This is a genomic window from Pseudomonas sp. CCI3.1, assembly GCF_034313985.1.
Taxonomy (GTDB): Bacteria; Pseudomonadota; Gammaproteobacteria; order Pseudomonadales; family Pseudomonadaceae; genus Aquipseudomonas; species Aquipseudomonas psychrophila.
In genome coordinates this window covers 426289-441499 of the sequence record NZ_JAVIWO010000001.1, presented here as the reverse complement: position 1 = coordinate 441499, position 15211 = coordinate 426289, and the positions used below count along the sequence as shown (strand labels likewise).

General features: G+C 57.4%; 14 protein-coding genes. 3 read left to right on the top strand and 11 right to left on the bottom strand.

Annotated elements, in window-relative coordinates; genetic code table 11:
* Positions 1–3 precede the first annotated feature (3 nt).
* Complete coding sequence (locus RGV06_RS01820) at positions 4–666, top strand: flavin reductase family protein (protein ID WP_019822496.1); 663 nt, start codon at positions 4–6, stop codon at positions 664–666.
* A 90-nt stretch (positions 667–756) separates the two neighbouring features.
* Here RGV06_RS01820 and RGV06_RS01815 read toward each other — a convergent pair whose 3' ends face one another.
* The 4 genes from RGV06_RS01815 to RGV06_RS01800 all read right to left on the bottom strand — a co-directional run bounded on the left by RGV06_RS01815 (position 757) and on the right by RGV06_RS01800 (position 4868).
* Positions 757–1779: a histone deacetylase family protein gene (locus RGV06_RS01815; RefSeq protein WP_019822495.1), complete on the bottom strand. Its 1023-nt coding sequence runs from the start codon at positions 1777–1779 to the stop codon at positions 757–759.
* 88 nt (positions 1780–1867) lie between these two features.
* Complete coding sequence (locus RGV06_RS01810) at positions 1868–2800, bottom strand: 2-hydroxyacid dehydrogenase (protein ID WP_322149191.1); 933 nt, start codon at positions 2798–2800, stop codon at positions 1868–1870.
* Positions 2801–2802: 2 nt separating this feature from the next.
* Positions 2803–3558: a class II aldolase/adducin family protein gene (locus tag RGV06_RS01805; RefSeq protein WP_019822491.1), complete on the bottom strand. Its 756-nt coding sequence runs from the start codon at positions 3556–3558 to the stop codon at positions 2803–2805.
* Positions 3555–4868, bottom strand: a complete 1314-nt coding sequence (locus RGV06_RS01800; RefSeq protein ID WP_322149190.1) for an MFS transporter — start codon at positions 4866–4868, stop codon at positions 3555–3557. Before RGV06_RS01800 ends, RGV06_RS01805 begins: the two co-directional genes overlap by 4 nt.
* 152 nt (positions 4869–5020) lie before the next feature.
* Here RGV06_RS01800 and RGV06_RS01795 point away from each other — a divergent pair, with 152 nt between their 5' ends.
* A complete protein-coding gene (locus RGV06_RS01795; protein ID WP_322149189.1) occupies positions 5021–5998 on the top strand; it encodes a LysR family transcriptional regulator in 978 nt (325 codons plus the stop codon).
* A gap of 129 nt (positions 5999–6127) precedes the next feature.
* Here RGV06_RS01795 and RGV06_RS01790 read toward each other — a convergent pair whose 3' ends face one another.
* The 6 genes from RGV06_RS01790 to RGV06_RS01765 all read right to left on the bottom strand — a co-directional run bounded on the left by RGV06_RS01790 (position 6128) and on the right by RGV06_RS01765 (position 12498).
* Complete coding sequence (locus RGV06_RS01790) at positions 6128–6736, bottom strand: dTMP kinase (protein WP_019822487.1); 609 nt, start codon at positions 6734–6736, stop codon at positions 6128–6130.
* A 193-nt stretch (positions 6737–6929) separates the two neighbouring features.
* Positions 6930–7814 (bottom strand): homocysteine S-methyltransferase family protein, encoded by an 885-nt coding sequence (locus tag RGV06_RS01785; RefSeq protein WP_322149188.1) that lies wholly within the window; start codon positions 7812–7814, stop codon positions 6930–6932.
* A gap of 90 nt (positions 7815–7904) precedes the next feature.
* Positions 7905–8750 (bottom strand): amino acid ABC transporter permease, encoded by an 846-nt coding sequence (locus RGV06_RS01780; protein ID WP_198821471.1) that lies wholly within the window; start codon positions 8748–8750, stop codon positions 7905–7907.
* On the bottom strand, positions 8747–9568 hold the full coding sequence (locus RGV06_RS01775) for an ABC transporter substrate-binding protein (RefSeq protein WP_072022806.1): 822 nt from the start codon (positions 9566–9568) through the stop codon (positions 8747–8749). Before RGV06_RS01775 ends, RGV06_RS01780 begins: the two co-directional genes overlap by 4 nt.
* Before the next feature lie 390 nt (positions 9569–9958).
* A complete protein-coding gene (locus tag RGV06_RS01770) occupies positions 9959–11179 on the bottom strand; it encodes a cyanate transporter (RefSeq protein ID WP_019827070.1) in 1221 nt (406 codons plus the stop codon).
* Positions 11180–11331: 152 nt separating this feature from the next.
* On the bottom strand, positions 11332–12498 hold the full coding sequence (locus RGV06_RS01765; RefSeq protein ID WP_019827072.1) for an MFS transporter: 1167 nt from the start codon (positions 12496–12498) through the stop codon (positions 11332–11334).
* Between the two features lie 438 nt (positions 12499–12936).
* On the opposite strand from RGV06_RS01765, the gene RGV06_RS01760 reads away from it, so the two are divergent.
* Positions 12937–14157: an amidohydrolase family protein gene (locus RGV06_RS01760; protein ID WP_019827074.1), complete on the top strand. Its 1221-nt coding sequence runs from the start codon at positions 12937–12939 to the stop codon at positions 14155–14157.
* Positions 14158–14255: 98 nt separating this feature from the next.
* Here RGV06_RS01760 and RGV06_RS01755 read toward each other — a convergent pair whose 3' ends face one another.
* Complete coding sequence (locus RGV06_RS01755; RefSeq protein WP_019827075.1) at positions 14256–15134, bottom strand: LysR substrate-binding domain-containing protein; 879 nt, start codon at positions 15132–15134, stop codon at positions 14256–14258.
* Positions 15135–15211 lie beyond the last annotated feature (77 nt).

The window sequence follows — 15211 nt, the reverse complement described above, 5'->3', positions numbered from 1 at the left end:
CCCATGCAAAGCTTCGATTTCAGCACCCTGAGTGCCCGCGACAAATACAAGATCCTGATCGGCAGCGTCGTGCCTCGACCGATTGCGCTGGTCACGACCATTGATGGCGAAGGACGGATCAATGCCGCCCCCTTCAGCTTCTTCAATGCGTTATCCGCCGACCCGCCGATTCTGGCGCTGGGCGTGGAAAACTACGGCGACCTCAGCCCCAAAGACACCACGCGCAATATCCAGCTCAATCAGGAGTTCACCGTCAATATCGTCAGCGATGCGTTGGTGGAAGCGATGAATATCTGCGCCGTGCCCTTCGCCCCGGGCTTTGACGAACTGACCGCCGCCGGCCTCACGGCGATCGCCGGCACCACGGTCAAATGCCCACGCATTGGCGAAGCCCCGGTGGCGCTGGAGTGCCGCCGAATGATGGCACTGTCCATCGGGCAGTCGCGGGAGATCATCTTCGGTGAAGTGCTGATGGCCCATGTACGGGACGAACTGATTGACCCGCACACCCTGTACATCGATCAGTTGGGGCTCGATGCAATCGGGCGGATGGGCGGGCATGGGTATGCCCGTACCCGGGACTATTTTGATTTGCCGACACGCACGTTGCAGGCATGGACGCAGGCACCGGGCGCAGGGGAACGGTCCTGGCCACAGGCTAAATAATGAAATGCTCAGCAATGCACCTGGTTAGTGGCTGTTAGGTGTGCCCAGGCTGAAGACGATGAATCGTGAACTCGCCTGGGCAGATGAAGCTCAGCGCGTAGCGGTCAGGCCATCAAAGAACCGTGAGGCGTTTTCATCGAGGGTCGCAATGTCATAGCCGCCCTCTTGAACCACCACGCACGGCAGCCCCAGCGCCTTGATTCGCTGGCCCAGCAAACGGAAGCCTTCATGGCTCACGGAGACCTTGGACTGCGGATCGTTTTCGTAGATATCGAAACCGAGCGACAGCACCAGTACATCTGGAGCAAAGGCGCGCAAGGCAGCTTCTGCTTGATCCATACAGGCGAAGAAGTCAGCTTCGCTGGAGCCGTGCGCCATTGGCAGGTTCAGGTTGTAACCTTTTCCGCATCCCGCACCCGTCTCATCGTCGAAACCGGCGACTACCGGGTAGAAGTTAGTGGGATCGCCATGAATCGACACATACAGCACGTCATCGCGGTCGTAGAAGATTTCCTGAATGCCCTGGCCGTGGTGCATGTCGGTATCCAGCACTGCGACCTTGCCGAATTTGCCCCTCAACACTTGAGCGGCAATGGCAGCGTTATTGAGAAAACAAAACCCCCCCGCCGCTTCTGCGCGGGCATGATGCCCGGGCGGTCGGCACAAAGCATAAGCTGAAGTGTCGCCTTCGATCACCGCATGCGCGGCGGCCACCGCACTTTGTGCCGACCAGTAGGCTGCATCCCAGGTGTGCTCGCCGATCGGACAGCTGCCATCCGCCAGGTAACGGGCGGTCTTGCCCAGAATCCCCCGCAGCGGGTTGCCTTCACGGATGTAGATATTGGATATCACCTCATCACCCCAGTCATCCGGCACCTCATGCCACTGTCGATAAGCCGTGCGCAGATACTCCAAGTAGGCGCCACTGTGCACTGCGGCTAGCGGTGCCTGCCCGTGATCGGTGGGTTCGAACACGGGGTACCCGAGCTTTTCGACCACTGCCAGCAGCGGGTCGATACGTGATGGAATTTCTTGCGGCTCACGCATCTGCCCGCGCGACAGGTAGGAACGAGGGTGATGCTGACGTTGCGCCGGGTGGAAAAATGTTTTCATTGATGACCTCTTCGTACGGCAACTCATGCCGTGGGCGCCTCGCCCGGTAATAACGAACGTTGCGCTGAGTGATTAATCCGCTGTTCGGTCAATAGCCCAATTCGGTGTTGACCCGGTTGTTCAATGCCAGCCCTGCCTCAAGGCGCGACACGTTTTCGGCCACCTGCTGTGCGATACACGAGTCCGACGCGGCTGATGCCATGTGCGGCGTCACCCATACCCCGGGCGTACGCCATAGCGGCGAGTCGACAGGCAACGGTTCTTGATCGAACACGTCCAGCAGAGCCCCACGCAACTGCCCATCCGCCAGGGCCTGGCATAGGTCGGGCTTATTGAGGTGTTGGCCGCGGCCGCAATTGATCAGTGCACCGCCTTCAGCCATGCGTTGGAACACTTCACGACACAACAAGCCCTGGGTAGCGGCTGTCAGCGGCAATAGATTGACCAGAACATCCAGACCATCCAGAAACTCGTTCAACATGGACGGCCCGCTAAAGGTGGTCACGGAATTGATTTCCCTCGGCGTTCGCGCCCAGCCGCGCACGTCATAGCCCGCCTCTGCCAGCCGCACGGCTACGGGGGCACCAATCGCCCCGAGCCCCATCACGCCGACCTTGAACGCTTGGGCACGCCGCTGTACCGGGCGCTGCCAGCGTTGGGTGGTGTTACCGGCGATAACTTGGTCGAAGCCTCGGTGAAAGTGCAACACGCCCCAGTGCACGTATTCACTCATCCCCAAGGTATGGTCTGGGTCGACCACCCGGCACACAGGAACCCTGGTATTGCGTGAAGTGTCCTGGGCCAGATGGTCGACGCCTGAGCCAACCGAATACACCAGCTGCAGCTGTGTTAACGCACCAAGGCTACCGGGTGGCGGAAACCAACATACCGCCACCTTGGCTTCTTGCGCGCCGGCATTTCCAGGGCGTAGCACTTTCAAGTGCGGTGCATGGCGAGTGAACAGCGTGGCCAGCCAATCCGTCAGAGCGGGGTCCTGACAAAGCAAAATGAGATTGGTCATGGTCAACTGCACCAATCAGCGCGCTGATCGTCGATCAGGCTCAGCGCGGCCTTCCAGGCCATATCAATGATTCCGTCTATTCCGTCGCGGTCGAACTGGGCGGCGGTGTGTCGGCACACCTCTTCGCTTGGAATGCTCAGCGCCACGCCAGCGGACATCGCCTGGATTTGCGCCTGGCAAGCACGCTCCAGGAAGTAGATCTCGTGGAATGCCGCTGCCACGCTGCCTCCGGAGGCCAGCAAACCGTGGTTACGCAGGATCATCGCCTTGTGCAAACCCAGATCTGCGACCAGACGCTCGCGCTCCTCCAACGATAGGGCGATGCCTTCGTAGGTGTGATAGGCCAGATTTCCGTAGAATTTCAAGGCGTGTTGGGTCAGCGGTAACAATCCATCGCGCTGGGCAGCCACCGCCATGCCCGCGACGGTATGAGTGTGGATGATGCAATGCAGGTCCGGACGCGCATCGTGAATGGCCGAATGGATGATGAACCCGGCAGTGTTAACGCGTCCGCCGTTGTAACTGCTCTCAACCACCTTGCCGTCCAGGTCGATTAGCACCAGATCGCTTGCCCGCATTTTTTCGAACGCGACGCCGTAGCGATTGATCAGAAAATGCCGCTCCGGCCCTGGCACACGCAAGGTGATGTGCGTGTCGATCAGATCAGTCATGCGGTAATAGGCAGTCAGGCGATACAGTGCTGCCAGTTCACAGCGCGACTGCCACTCTATCTCCGGCATCGAAGTTGGCTTGCTCATGAGATGACTCCTTGTGAAGGTGCGAGCACGTAAGACTTGGCGTTTTGACTACGCAAACGTGACAGTCCAATAACACCGGTCAATGACATAAAGGCCAGCACGCTGAAGAAAACTGCCAACGGCCACCACTGCCCGGCGAAGTAACCTGCCAGGAAGGTGCCGAGCAACGGTGTCAGGCCGCCGGTCAAGCCGCTGCCCAGTTGATAAGCTATAGAAATACCCGAGTAGCGCACTCGTGTCGGAAAAGCTTCAGCCATGTAGCCCGCGAGCACTGCGTACAAAGCAGCCAGCAGTATTACGGCCAGGGCAATACCGGCAGTCATGTAGAACAGATTGCCGGTTTGCACCAACAGGAACATCGGGTACGGCACCAGGATGCAAAGCGATGCCACCCATTTGAGGAATCGGCCTTCGCCCAGTCTTTCAGCGAGCAGTGCTGAGCAAGGCTGAGACAGAAATTGCAGGATGGTGACCACAAACAGACAGTCCAGGATCGTAGTCTTGGCAATGCCCTGGTACTGGGTGACATAGGTAATCATGAAGGTGTTGGTGAAGAAAAATCCGCCCGAACCTATTGTGACCGCCAGTGCTGCGAATAATATTTGTCGCCACCCGGTACGAATGACTTCGCTCACTGGGTTCTTTGAGGTTTGATCGCTGTCTTTGACTTTGGTGAACTCTGGCGATTCGGGCACACCGAAGCGGATCACCAAGCCAACGATCATCAGTACGCCGCTCATCAGGAACGGAATACGCCATCCCCAGCTCATGAGCGATTCCTGCTCCATTTCACTGATGCAACGAAATGCGATCAATGCGAGAAGCAAGCCCGCAGGACTGCCCCACTGGGCGAACGAAGCAAAGAATACCTTGCGTCCTTTGGGAGCATGTTCACTGGCCATGAGTACAGCACCACCCCACTCACCACCGACTGAAATGCCCTGCAGCAGACGCAGGAAAATCAGGCCTATGGGTGCCCATACACCTGCTTGAGAGTAAGTAGGCAAGAGGCCGATACAAGTGGTCGCTATCCCCATTAAAAGGATCGTGACCAACAGCATTTTCTTCCGGCCCAGGCGATCACCCAAGTGACCAAACACCATGCCCGCAAACGGTCTGGCTATAAAACCCACGGCAAAGCTGCCGAACGCGGCCATTGTGCTTAACATCGGGTTTTCACTAGGGAAGAACAGTGGTCCCAGCACTAACGCTGCAGCAAATGCATAGATATAGAAATCGTAGAATTCAATAGTGGTGCCAATAAAGGCCGCCGCCGCGGCACGCCGTGGTGTTGAAGTAGTACTCGTCATCTGAGGCCCCTGTAAGAGTCTTTGTTATTGGCAGGAGAGCTTGTGTCTAAGCGTTGCTATCGCACTCTATCGGTGCCTTGCTCGATCATGCGCTAACACCTATGCTCAGCAAAGCTTCTAATATAAATACTCAAGTATAAGCCTGACAAATAATGACATCCTCTGTTCCCCCCCCTGTTCGAGACCCCGAAACCAAGCGCTTCCTCAACGATCGCCTGGACTGGAATTTGCTACGCACGTTTCTGGTGATAGGACAGGAAGGCAGCATTAGCCGGGCTGCCGCGCGCCTGCATTTGAGCCAGCCGGCGATAAGTCAGGCTCTCAAGAGGCTGGAAGAACAGTTGGACAGTGCCTTGGTGGTACGCCGCGGGCCGCGTATCAGCCTTACCAAGACTGGTGAAGAGGTCATACAAATTGCCGCAGAACTCTACGGAACAATCTCGCGTCTGGGCCCTGCCCTGGAAAACCCCGCTGAGAAAGTAGCAGGCAAGGTCCGGATACTGACCATCAGTCGGGTCCAGTCACGCTGCTATGACGACTTCCTGGCGCAATTTCACCTCGATTACCCACATGTTGAACTGGAGGTCGATGTGCTGCGCAGCTCGGACGTAGTCAGCGCAATGTTGCAAAAAACCGCATCATTTGGCCTGGGTCTTTGCCGCACGCCACAACCCAGACTCGAACAGCGAGTATTGCTGCAGCAGCGCTACGCGTTCTTCTGCGGCAAACGGCACCGGCTGTTTGGCCGCAAAAACCTTACCCTGGCTGACTTACAGAGCGAAAACTTCGTGAGTTTCACCAGTGACCAGATCGGCGGCAACCTGTCTCCACTCACGGTGTTTCGTGATCAGCAAGGCTTTACCGGTCGGATTGTCGCCTCCTCACCGAGCCTGGATGAAATCCGTCGACTGGTGGGGGCCGGCTATGGCATCGGTTGCCTACCGGAACACATCGTTGCTGCCGATGTGCTGGCTGAAGAGGTTTGGCGTCTGCCACCATGGGAGGGAGTCATAGACGTGAATGTCTACTTGCTATGGAACCGTGAACAAAAAATGACACGAGCAGAGTCAGTGTTTCTAGAGAGATTCCAGCAGATGCTCATGACCACGGATCTGGCGGAGCGATTCTAGGCCCCTCACACAATCACGAGCAACTGACTGCATGGCACACCGTTTCAGCTGGACCTGCCACTGCAGGTTGATTGCACAACGGCTCAAGAAGCAGGAAAAGCGGGACCCGCGAAATTTGCCTACCGGCATCTAAAGAACGCTATAGATCCCGGCAACCACCTGCATCGTTGCGTCCTCGATCGACCCTTCGTTACGGCATAAAACCCAGCCTTGGTCTGTAGCCGCTTGCTCGAATGCTTTCGTGCTCGCGACATGTTCTTGCAGGGCGTGCATCACCGTACTGCCCAGCCCACGGGTTCGTGCCGCCGCCCTCGCCCATGACATTTCAGGGGCGGTCACGACCCCGACATGCAGGTCTGGCACTCGCACGTTTCGATCCATGTTCAACTGCAGGATTTCTGCAAACGGGACTATCCGGCGAAATGCGGCATCAGACGGGTACCAGCGATCAATCAAAATAATGCTGTCGGGTGGCTGTTTCGTCAGCACGTGCTGGCTAATCCATGCACGACTATCAGCAAGACGCTCACACACGGCCCACTCCAGATCCCTAGAGGGATCTCTGACAAGTCTGTTCACGAGGGCCATTGTTTCCCCCCTGTAGGGATCACTTTTTTTCTCGCAAAGCCGGATCACCTTTTTGTTGTCTGACCGCAGTACTTTCGTAACGGCCTCCAACAGGGTGGTTTTGCCGGTCCCCTTGGGTCCATCCAGAGCAATAAACAGCGGACGATTCATTTTCAAGCAACGATTGATCTACGTTTTTTCCTGTCCCGTTCGTTCGCGGTCAGCGCTTGGCGCTACCCGGCAAGTCGAGTGCAGGACCCGTGCGCATGAACCAAAAAAGCGGCTGATGTCCCATGCTCTCAGGGCATGGTAATCGACATCAGCCGGTTTGTAGGCACTTGATCTTGGAAGGTCTGTTACCGGGTCACTTCAGGCTTCGTTTAAGCTCAGCAATATGCTGCGGCCCGATACCACAGCACCCGCCGATCATGCTTGCCCCTCTCTGTTGCCAATCCTTGGCCCACTCCAGGTAGCCCAGGGGATCGAGGTCTTCGCGCAGTTCGTCCAGACCGTCATTCGCCGTCGCTTCCTTCGGTTGCGGCGGGAAGGCATTGGCGTAGACACCAATGGCGATGTCGGCACCCAGACGTCCGGTAATGGATCGCGCCACATCCACGGCAGCACCGATCACTTCCGGCTGGCTGCAGTTGAACAACACCGCGGCAACCCCAATTCCTGCGACCGCTTCGATGGCGTCGGCCACGGGTTCGCCTGAACGCAGGCGAGGCACACCGTCAGTCTCTTCATCTTGAAGGGTGAAGGATACCCAGAATGGTTTGCCGTCTGACGGCAGATGCGCGTGGATCGCCTGCACTTCGGCCAGTGAACTCTGCGTCTCTGCCAACCACAGATCCACGTGGGCGCCCAAGCCTTGAAGCAGAGGGGTCAGAACCTCTGTCACCCGCTCCGGCTGGAACAGGTCAGGCCGGTAGGAGCCGAACAACGGCGGCAGGGAACCCGCGACCTGGACGGGGTGGGCGCTTGCGTCAGCCGCTTTGCGCGCCAGTCGGCCTGCAATCGAGGCGAGTTCCAGCCCCTCACTGGCAAAGCGCTCCTCACCTATATGGAAGGGAACCACCGCATAACTGTTGCTGGTAATGACTTGAGCGCCGGCTTCTATGAACGCGGCATGAACGGCCACCACGACTTCCGGAGCTTCGCTCAATGCCAGCGCCGACCACTCAGGCTGCCTGAAAGGTGCCCCACAACGTTGCAACTCCCGGCCCATGCCACCATCAAGAATAACCATTGATCGTTCCTTCATGTCTTGTCTCTGAATGTGTGAGGTTTAGCTGAGCCTGTTTATTTCTGATACTCATTGGGTCGTACATAAACGGGCTTACCGCTGATTTATGAACCCTTTGCCGTAGTGGCGCTCGAGGCGGTTCTGCACCAGTTCGAGACCAATCGACATCAGCCAATAGATAACGGCGGCGGTGGTGAGCATTTCGATGTAGCGATACGACGAACGCCCATAGGACTGCGCCAGGAACATCACTTCCCAAACCCCCATCACCGAAATCAGCGAGGAGTCCTTGAGCATTGAAATGAACTGGCTGGTGGTCGGCGGCAAAATCGTGCGCATGGCTTGCGGCAGGATGATGTGCAGGAATGTCGCCGTCGGCGACAGCCCTAGCGCCATCGCCGCCTGGCGTTGCCCGGGGGCAACGGCCATGATCCCGGCGCGAAAAATCTCGCTGAGGTAAGCGCCATAATTGAGCGACAGAGCAATGATCCCGGCGCTGATTGCCCCCGGAACAATGCCGATCTGGGGCAGGCCCAGGTAGATCAGCAGGATCTGGATCAGCAGCGGCGTGCCGCGAAAAAATGACGCGTAGAAGCTCGCGATCCCAAAGGCCACGGCGCTGCGAGACAGGCGCGCAAGCGCCGTCACAAAGCCGAGCAGCAAGGACAACCAGATCGAACAAAAGCACAGGAACAACGTCAGTGCCGCGCCTTGCAGGAAACCGTTGGGGCCCAGGTGCAGGCCCATCAGGTTCGGCAATTTATCCAGAATGATCGACAGCTTCAGGTCGAAGCTCATGAAGAACATGACGCACAACGCGAACAGCACCGCCCACGTCAGATAGAGTCGGGTGCGAAAGCCAAACAGCTGGCTCAAGCGACGGGGTTCGACCTTGGCTGTTGAACGTGTCTTCGTGGAGTGTGAGTTGTGGGCTGTCATTGGCTGATATCGGAGCCGATCCACTTCTGCGAAATCTTGCTCAGGGTGCCGTCAGCCTTGAGTTGAGCAATGGTCTCAGTCACCTTGGCACTCCACTGCGGATCGCCCTTTTCAATCGCGACCACGTTGGGCTCTGCATAGAGCGCGGGACCTGCGATCTTGAAGCGCGGATCCTGGGCAATTCGTTCACGGGCCGTGATCAGGTTGGTGACCATCGCATCCAGACGCACCCCGCTGCCCAAGGCCAGGTCCTGGAACGCCACGGTTTCATTGTCGTACGGGGCAATCTGGACATGCTCGAACGGGTAGCTCAACGGCTTGTCTTCGGCGCCTTCAATCACCAGGTCTTTATTTAAATAGGCTTCGTAGGTGGAGGCGCTGATCACGCCGACTTTTTTCCCGGACAAATCCTTGCCTTCAACGATGTCGTTGTCCTTGGCGTTCACCACGATCACTGCTGGCGACTGGTAATACTCGACCGGAAAGTCGAACACTTCAGCCCGGGCCTTGCTCGGGGTCATCGAGCACACACAAATGTCATAACGCCCGCTCCAGCGGCCAGCGGCGATCACATCCCAGGACGGTGTTTCCAGCTTGAGCTTGACCCCTAGCCGTTGCGCCACGGCCTTGGCGACATCCACGTCAAACCCGTCCAGTTGGTTCTGATCATTGAGAAAGGAAAATGGCGGATAGCTCTCCATCAGCACGCCCGTCATCTCCCCTTTTTGGGTTACACGATCCAGGGTGGGACCGGCAAAAGCCGTGGCACAGGTCGCAAGCAGTGCGAAGCCGAGAGGTAAGAGCGCCGATGTTTTCAAGGACAAAAACTCCAATCAATTCAAAGTTATATGAATAGATTAGAACGTAATATAAATCTCATTTGAACTGGTTTGATGGAATAATAACCTCACTTTGGGTTATATCCCACCCATGCTCTCGGCATTTCATCCATCCATGATCACTCGATGCTGTTGTCCGTGACTCAGCGTGGCCGGGAGACGCGACGGGATTTATGCCTACCCATACTCGCTCAAACTGCCCCAGTGTTAACAATGAGTGTCCACGGTGAATACATGATCGACTTGGGCGATCTTGGGGGTGGGCTGTTTAAAAGCCGTTAGCTGGTGCTTCAACGCCTCCTGCTAACGTCTTGATTGTCTGGCTGTCGTCATAATCCGGGGGTTGCCCTCGTTACAGGGGCATCCCGCTCACCTCTCTCCCATGCTTCGTCGGTAGCCTGCTGGAGAGAAGTTGAGTGTCAGCACCGCCATTACTGCCAGTACACCAATGTGTAACCACCAGCCCGTGATGAAGCTGCCACCGGAATCGAGCAACCAGCCGATCAACCAGGGAGCGCTGGATGCGAGCAAGAAACCAACCCCCTGGACGAAGGCCGCCAAGGTGCCAGCCGCTTGGGCACCGGGCAAATGGTCGAGCGCGACAATCAGGCTGAGCGAGAAGAATCCGCCGAGGCCAAACCCCGCAAGGGCCACCCAGACCCAGGGCGCTGCGTTGGGTGCAAGGGCGAAGCCGGCGAAACCCACGGTCTGCAGCGCTATTGTGAGCAATAAGGGCCCGCGTCGATCTGCGCTGCGCCGTGCCAGCATCGGCATGGCGAATGCCGCCGTCGCCTGGAACATCGCCAACCAGGCGAGCAGGTTGCCCGACGCCTGCAGGCCCATGCTCTGCTGCTGGTAGAAGGACGGGAGCCATGCCACCAGACTTGAATAGCCGCTGTTGGTGAGCCCAAAGTAAACAGCCAACTGCCAGGCCCGCTTATTCCTGAAGAATCTGGACAATACCGGTGCAGGTCCGCCAGTAGCTTGAGGGGGGGTGCGTGGCGCGCACAGCAGCCAAAGCAGGAGCACAGCAAGCGCTGGTAACGCCCATATGGAAAGCCCCAACCTCCAGCCGCCATATGAGTTCAACCAGGTACTTGCCAGCGAGCCAAGCGCCCCGCCCCCGACCAATGCCGCCGAGTAGAGCCCCATCGCCATCGCAATCTGTTGAGGAAACCAACGTTTGGCGATACCCGGCACCAAGGCCTGAATCACAGCCACACCGGTGCCCGCGATACCGGCGCAGGCGATCAACTGCGCTCCATCCTTGACCACGGCCCGAGACACACATCCGAGCATCAACAGCAACAATGCGCCAGTCAGCGCCTGCCTTTCTCCAAAACGACGGGCCACACCTATACCAATAAAGGCCATCAAGCCCATTAGTACGAAGGGCAATGTGGTGAGCATGGCGGCGGCGCGAAAATCGAGACCAATGTCGGCACGCACCAAATCGAGTACAGGGCCCACCGACGTCAAAAACGGTCGCAAATTCAAGCCAAGCAGCACCAGAAGCAGCAGTGCGGCGAGTGACACCTTACCTGCACGCGGTACGCCCGCGGCGATGAAAGCAGGCGCGCGCTCAGTCATGGCGCGCACTTCTTTCCTGTCGGAGCGGGCGCGGGCTCAAGCGCACGTTGTGCATCAGTGTCACGTCACGTTTCATCACAGTTACCTTATGGGATCTGTTCAATAGGTGGAACAGCAGCGGGATCCGACTCGCTGCCACGGGTCGCGGTGTGTTAATCCGATCCTGGGACAGGCAGCGGTTGCCCCATGCCCTTCCCATGCCCGCCAAGGCAGGTCACCGCAAATGCCGCCAGCAGTGCACCTGTGCCGAGTATGAAGATCAGTTGGTGATTGGAGCCTTGCACCAGAAGCGCTATTGCAGCCGGGGTGACGGCAGCAGCGCCCATCAGCGTGATGCTGACCAGGGGAGTGAGTTTTCCGGTGGGATCGTTCGTGGTAATCAACGCCATGTAGTAACACAGCGCGAGTACCCAACCGAACTGCAACAGGAACAATGCGGCGAACAGTTGAGTGGGCGTGCGCGTGTACGAGGTGAGCATGGCGATCGAGACAAAGACGGACAGCAAGCCCAGGCTAATCATCAAGCGTCGATTGACACGTCCTCCCAGCAGGCTGGGAAGCGCGGCGCCCGGCAGGCCGGCGATTGCAGAAAGACCGAAAGCCCAGCCAATATCAACGCTTGAGATCCCCTGATCACGCGCCAACTGATCAATGAAGCCCCACACGCAGTAGATGGCGATTTGCATAAACAGCATTCCGACCAGCGCGCTGCGCCCTTCTCTGGACGAGCCGTCCTGAGCGGCAACCTTGTGCAGCGTCACACTGGAGCCAGCAACACTGCGTGGAAGCGCCAGGCTGGCGACACAGATCAAGACGTACCACAGCCCGAAAGAGCACAGAGCAGTAACGATCCCGCTTTGTACCGCGAGAATGGGCAATGCTGCGGAGAAAAACGAATACTCGGGGGTTTGCAAAAGCAGCATCAACCCGAATGAGCGATCCTGATTAGGAAGGCGGCCTAGCGTCGACACGGCATATGCGTAGATCAAGCCCGCGCAGGTCCCGGCAAGCAGTCGCACCACAAGCAACAGATTATTTGTAGACGCCCAAGCCGTAGCGACGCTGAGTGCCACACAGAGCATGCCGGTGTAGAGGCATAAGTTTCTTCCGCTGTAACGCTTCATCAGCGGCGGACAAATAATGGTGCCCAAGGTCATCCCGACCATTTCTATGGAAACAACCCAGCCCTGCTGATCGAGTGACAGACCGAGCTGGTCAGTCAGCAACCCCATGAAAATCGGTTGAACACCACACACGATAAACGCCGTACACGCAATGAAGATGAGAGAGGCACGCAGTATCTTGGGATTGCTATTCATTATGGGACCCTGATGCGCTAAGCGAACATAGAGCTTTTGCCTCTCAATAGAGCCTTGCCATTCTATTGCGACCAGGCATCGAGAGCGCTTGCAGCCATGAGCTGCCACCCTTCTGTACACAGCACTCGTTGTTGTAGTTTTGGATAACCCAGGTAGAACGGGATCGCCCTGCAGGCCTTGATTCATCCACGTCCTTGCAACCGATCCTAGACGTGCTTTGCCCCCTATTGAAAGTTAAAAAACGCAATCCAAAGTAGTTGGATTATTAATAATGTAACTGTGGTTATGACAGACCGCAGCCTGTTATCGCCCCGGCTTACAGCGCAGCCCCGGGCTTCTTGGCATCGGGATAATGAATGGAAAGCATCCGAATATTTAATTTGTGGAGACCCGTAAGTGGCTCTTATTGTGGGCCCAGTTAAACTTTCAGGATTCACTATGAACGACCGTCTATTCGTCAATGCTGTCGACGCCAAAGGTTCACGTTTGAACATGGCCGTGAGCAACGGCAAGATCACCCACATCGGTCAGGACCTGCCCTCGCCGGGTGGTCATGTGGAGACTATCGACCTGGAAGGTCATCTGGTCCTTCCGGGGTTCGTGGACGGCCATATCCACCTCGACAAAAGCTTTGTCGGCGACCGCTGGCACCCCCATCAGCCTGCATCCAGCCTGCGTGAGCGTCTGGCCATCGAAAAACGCGAACTCTGCAGCGCACCTCCAATCGTGGATCGTGCAGATGCACTGATTCAGCAAGTCGCGTCTTTCGGCACCGTCGCCATGCGTTGTCACGTGGACGTGGACGCCACCACAGGGCTGACGAACCTGCTTGCGGTGATGCAAGCACGTGATAAATGGAAGGACCTGATCGACATTGAGCTGGTTGCCTTCCCTCAAGCTGGGGTGGTGAGTTGCCCAGGGACTGCCAGGCTGCTTGAAGCAGCCATACAAGAAGGTGCTCACGTTGTCGGGGGCATCGACCCGACGACTCTGGATGGTGATGCTGACGCACAACTCGCCATCATTTTCGGCATTGCGGACAAGTATGGCGTCAAGATTGATATCCACCTGCACGAGCCTGGTGAAACCTGCATCGCCCAGCTTGAGCGGATCGCCTCGCGCACCCGTGCGCTGGGAATGTTCGGACGCGTTGCCGTCAGTCATGCGTACGGGCTTGGAGATGTGGCCCCGGCCGTGGTCGACCGGATTGCCGACGTGCTGGCTACTGCGGGGGTCTCGATCATGACCAACGCGCCAGGCGATCATGCCTTTCCCCCTGTCCTGCGTCTGCGGGACGCCGGAGTCAGGGTCTTCACCGGCAATGACAATGTTCAGGACACCTGGTGGCCATACGGAAACGGCGACATGTTGCAACGCGCCATGTTGGTCAGCTACCGCTCGGGTTTCAACACCGATGAGGAGTTGCAGGTCGCACTACACATGGCAACGGATGCCAGTGCAGCCGTCATTGGCAAGAGTGACTACGGCCTCAAGGCAGGCAATGAAGCCTGCTTTGTTGTCGTCAAGGCGCCTAATGGTGCTGCTGCTGTGGCCGCAGCGCCGCACGAGCGCATCATTGTGCGCCAGGGTCAGTTTTGGGGTGGGCCCGCTCAGCTGCGGTTGAACTCTGCCCATGTTGTGAGTGACCTGCGTCGCTGATTGAGAGGCAGATGCCCTTCAATCGATAACCAAACCTGTTGAGCGATACATCGGCTGGAGCCTGATGTCTCGCTCGACAGGTAGTTAAATCAACACACTCACTGCCCCTCTTCATCCACTATCTGGATAAGCACATCAGCCAATTCCTTCACCACCGGATCGGTAGTTGGTCGATGGAACACCGCAATCTCGAATGCGGTGATCGGGCTCAATCCGTCGTTGATACCTAACACCTTATGGTCCGAGGTTACTGCCCGAGTTGGAAGCAGACTGATTCCGAATCCATTGGCCACAGCCTCCTGGATACTGGCAAGGCTGGTGCCCGTGAAACAGATGCGCCACGTACGGCCAAGGGCTTCGAGCGCGCTGATCATGTCATCCCGATAAAGCCCGCGTGACGGAAAAGTCACCAGAGGAATCGGGTCCTGCTCGAAACAAGGCCGCGTTGCGCTGTCAATCCACTCCATGGTCTCCGAACGGCACGCGTTGGCCTCACGGCTATGGCGTCGCTGCTTTATCAGGATCAGATCCAGCTCGCCGCGGTCATAGCTGCGAAGCAGGTCCGCACTCAATCCACTGATGATTTCGAGCTTCACCTTGGGGTGCTTGCGATTGAAGGCTGCCAACACGGGCATGGTGTTGCTTGCGGCGAAATCATCTGGCACACCGAGGCGTATGGTGACGCTCATCCCGCTTGAAAGCGCCTCGCCCAACTGATTGCTCACGGCCAGAAGATGACGTGCATACCCCAGCAGGACGATGCCGGCATCAGTGGGATGTATTTCCCGGCTGCTTCGATCAAGCAACTGGTGCCCCACAAGTTCCTCCAACCGGCGCACCTTCTGGCTGACGGTGGATTGAGTGGAGTGCAGTCTGGTTGCAGCGGTGGTGAAACTGCCGCAATCGGCGACCATCACCATCGTTCTGAGCATGTCCAGGTCAAAGATGGGCCTGGCGGGTTTGTGATCGTTATTCATGGTGTATTACCCCGGATTCCATAGGCACCTCCCTACCAGAACACAAGACAGGCAAGGGGGCGCCACGCTTGAGCACT

What these genes read in the sequence shown, in the direction of transcription:
- RGV06_RS01820 (WP_019822496.1), top strand. Translation starts at nt 4, where the DNA reads ATGCAAAGCTTCGATTTCAGCACCCTGAGTGCCCGCGACAAATACAAG.
- RGV06_RS01815 (WP_019822495.1), bottom strand. Translation starts at nt 1,779, where the DNA reads ATGAAAACATTTTTCCACCCGGCGCAACGTCAGCATCACCCTCGTTCC.
- RGV06_RS01810 (WP_322149191.1), bottom strand. Translation starts at nt 2,800, where the DNA reads ATGACCAATCTCATTTTGCTTTGTCAGGACCCCGCTCTGACGGATTGG.
- RGV06_RS01805 (WP_019822491.1), bottom strand. Translation starts at nt 3,558, where the DNA reads ATGAGCAAGCCAACTTCGATGCCGGAGATAGAGTGGCAGTCGCGCTGT.
- RGV06_RS01800 (WP_322149190.1), bottom strand. Translation starts at nt 4,868, where the DNA reads ATGACGAGTACTACTTCAACACCACGGCGTGCCGCGGCGGCGGCCTTT.
- RGV06_RS01795 (WP_322149189.1), top strand. Translation starts at nt 5,021, where the DNA reads ATGACATCCTCTGTTCCCCCCCCTGTTCGAGACCCCGAAACCAAGCGC.
- RGV06_RS01790 (WP_019822487.1), bottom strand. Translation starts at nt 6,736, where the DNA reads ATGAATCGTCCGCTGTTTATTGCTCTGGATGGACCCAAGGGGACCGGC.
- RGV06_RS01785 (WP_322149188.1), bottom strand. Translation starts at nt 7,814, where the DNA reads ATGGTTATTCTTGATGGTGGCATGGGCCGGGAGTTGCAACGTTGTGGG.
- RGV06_RS01780 (WP_198821471.1), bottom strand. Translation starts at nt 8,750, where the DNA reads ATGACAGCCCACAACTCACACTCCACGAAGACACGTTCAACAGCCAAG.
- RGV06_RS01770 (WP_019827070.1), bottom strand. Translation starts at nt 11,179, where the DNA reads ATGACTGAGCGCGCGCCTGCTTTCATCGCCGCGGGCGTACCGCGTGCA.
- RGV06_RS01765 (WP_019827072.1), bottom strand. Translation starts at nt 12,498, where the DNA reads ATGAATAGCAATCCCAAGATACTGCGTGCCTCTCTCATCTTCATTGCG.
- RGV06_RS01760 (WP_019827074.1), top strand. Translation starts at nt 12,937, where the DNA reads ATGAACGACCGTCTATTCGTCAATGCTGTCGACGCCAAAGGTTCACGT.
- RGV06_RS01755 (WP_019827075.1), bottom strand. Translation starts at nt 15,134, where the DNA reads ATGAATAACGATCACAAACCCGCCAGGCCCATCTTTGACCTGGACATG.